This window comes from Endozoicomonas sp. SESOKO3 (assembly GCF_024606255.1).
The window spans coordinates 1-1,470 of the sequence record NZ_JAHHPR010000626.1 but is presented as its reverse complement, the minus strand read 5'-3'; the positions used below and the strand labels follow the sequence as shown (position 1 = coordinate 1,470).

Annotated in this window: 2 protein-coding genes; both read left to right on the top strand. The window is 48.1% G+C overall.

Translation table 11 applies throughout. From position 1 onward, the window contains the following. Positions 1-97: 97 nt before the first annotated feature. Positions 98-1,120 carry an ACR3 family arsenite efflux transporter gene (gene arsB, locus KDK18_RS11060; RefSeq protein ID WP_257254959.1) on the top strand — a complete coding sequence of 341 codons (1,023 nt, stop codon included), beginning with the start codon at positions 98-100 and terminating at the stop codon, positions 1,118-1,120. 166 nt (positions 1,121-1,286) lie between these two features. Then, positions 1,287-1,470, top strand: a 184-nt coding sequence (locus KDK18_RS11055; protein WP_257254958.1) for a hypothetical protein, incomplete at its 3' end; no start/stop codon positions are given.

Genomic DNA, 1,470 nt, shown 5'->3' with positions numbered 1-1,470 from the left:
GAGATGTGTATAAGAGACAGCCTATAGACTTTCCATCCGGTCCACTGATAATAGCTTTTGCCGTGACATCTGGCGATTTAAGAATATGAGGTCAGCTATGGGGATTTTTGAACGCTATCTCAGCCTTTGGGTTGCTTTGGGCATATTTGCAGGGCTTTTTGGTGGACTGCAATTTCCAGAATTCTTTGAGGCTCTTGGCCAATGGCAATACGCCAGCATTAATCTGGTTATCGCGGTACTGATCTGGCTGATGATCTATCCAATGATGATGCAGGTGGATTTCTCTGCCATTAAAAACGTTCATCGTCGTTCAAAAGGGTTGATCATCACCGTCACTATTAACTGGTTGATCAAGCCTTTCACCATGGCACTGCTGGCCGTATTGTTTATTCGCTATGTTTTTGGCGACTGGATCAGTCCTGAGCTGGGTAAAGAGTATACTGCCGGTATGATTCTACTGGGTGTCGCACCCTGTACTGCCATGGTTTTTGTCTGGAGTCAGTTGACCAGGGGAGACCCTAACTACACTCTGGTTCAGGTCGCCATCAATGACCTGATCATGCTCATTGCGTTTGCTCCCCTTGCCGCCTTTTTGCTGGGAGTAACAGAGGTATTTGTACCCTGGAATACCCTGTTTCTGTCCGTCGGACTGTTTGTGGTGATACCAGTGCTTGCAGGCTGGTTGACCCGAAAAGCTGTTCGCAGCGAACAAGCACTGAGTCTATTTCTGACAGGCATCAAGCCCTTTTCGATCATTGGGTTAATTGGCACAGTCATTCTTCTGTTTGGGATTCAGGCCAACACGATTATTGCCCATCCCCTGGATATCTTCCTGATTGCCATACCCCTGATCATCCAGACCTATCTGATTTTTGCCATCACCTATTTATGGATGAAGAAGTGGAAGCAACCCCATAACATTGCCTCACCTGGTGCAATGATTGGTGCCTCCAACTTTTTTGAACTGGCTGTTGCCGTGGCCATCAGTCTTTTTGGACTGAATTCCGGGGCCGCTTTGGCAACGGTTGTGGGTGTTTTGGTGGAAGTGCCGGTGATGTTGTCACTGGTTGCCTATGCTAATCGAACACGACAGTCATTCACTGAACGGGAGTCTTCCTGATCAGTGACTTTCGAATCGCAGACACCCCGGATTTTCAGAGGCAATGGCTATCAATAAAGTGTTCAGGAGATTCAGGATAGTCATATATAGCGATTTCAGTTTGTGGCTGAAGGCATTAGAATAGCGCCAATTTAAAACAGACTGGATCTTCGGAGCCCTGATTCCTATGTCCTCACGTCGTGAGCTAGCCAATGCCATCCGCGCCCTGAGTATGGACGCTGTACAGAAAGCCAAGTCCGGACACCCCGGTGCCCCAATGGGTATGGCTGATATTGCTGAAGTATTGTGGCGTGATTATCTGAATCACAACCCGGTTAACCCTCAGTGGGCTGACCGGGACCGTTTTGTTC